The 992-nt window shown below is 32.0% G+C and carries 1 protein-coding gene; it reads right to left on the bottom strand.

Annotated features, from left to right (window positions below):
* Positions 1-141: 141 nt before the first annotated feature.
* Positions 142-723 (bottom strand): hypothetical protein, encoded by a 582-nt coding sequence (locus L0951_RS13650; protein ID WP_234111811.1) that lies wholly within the window; start codon positions 721-723, stop codon positions 142-144.
* Between the last annotated feature and the right edge of the window lie 269 nt (positions 724-992).

The following is a 992-nucleotide window of genomic DNA, read 5'->3' on the forward strand; positions in this document are numbered from 1 at the left end:
TCTGAATGCTAAAAACGAAATCCCCATAAGAGAACCAAAATACTGTCGAAAAGCTACCGGAGCTTCCGTTCAACGGGCTTTCATTGTTGGCTTTTCAAGCCCAACGAAAGCTTAGTTATTACACGAAGGCGCAATGATTTGCTAATTTTGGGGACCAATTAAAATTTCCTCAGAGTGATTTTCATCGATTTCATTTAATTCCTTTTGCATTTCATCATGAATAATTACGAAGGGATTTGAATCTATCTGTTCAACAGTTTCAAATTCCATTACTTTTTTGTAAAAGCGAGAAATGTAAATATCCTCTCCCCATTGCAATAAATTGTAACTAAATGCATAATATTTTGATTGACTCTCTATGACAGAAGTTGCTATATAGTTGTCAACTCCCATTTTATGACTATAGGTAAAAACATATTTCGAAGTTTTATCAATTTTGTATTCGCCAGATTCTTTTACTACTTCATTCCATGCTTTTGGCAACTCCAATTCTGCTCCATTTAGCATGTTTAAAATAACTTCTGCAGGACTATCTTTAAATTTTGAAAAATCTTCGTTAGGATACAAACTTTGTATTTTAATTGCATACTTAAAATTGTCAATATCGTCTCCTTTTATTAATAATTGAGAGGTGGCTTCACCAATATTTTCAATTCTATTATCTTTTTGTGAAAATACTGTTTGAGCTATTATTAACAAAAAAATTAGATATATTCTTTTCATAAGAGTTTTGTTCGGCTTTGGGTATGCGCTTTCGTGTAACGCGTAAATATACGTATCTTATCTGAAGTACTAATTTTTTTTATTCATAAAACCAAACAAAATGACAAAGTATTGGATATTAGGGTTTTATCACTACTTTTGTGTAGCATATTACGGATAAATAACCACCCCGATCGCTCCAGATAAACGTGTAATGATGAATTTTTAACATATCAAAAAAACGAAGTTTACCCATGGATTTCTCCGATAAAAGATACACCTGCACTCCC

Origin of the sequence: Chryseobacterium sp. R2A-55 (assembly GCF_021401085.1) — a bacterium.
Classification (GTDB): domain Bacteria; phylum Bacteroidota; class Bacteroidia; order Flavobacteriales; family Weeksellaceae; genus Kaistella.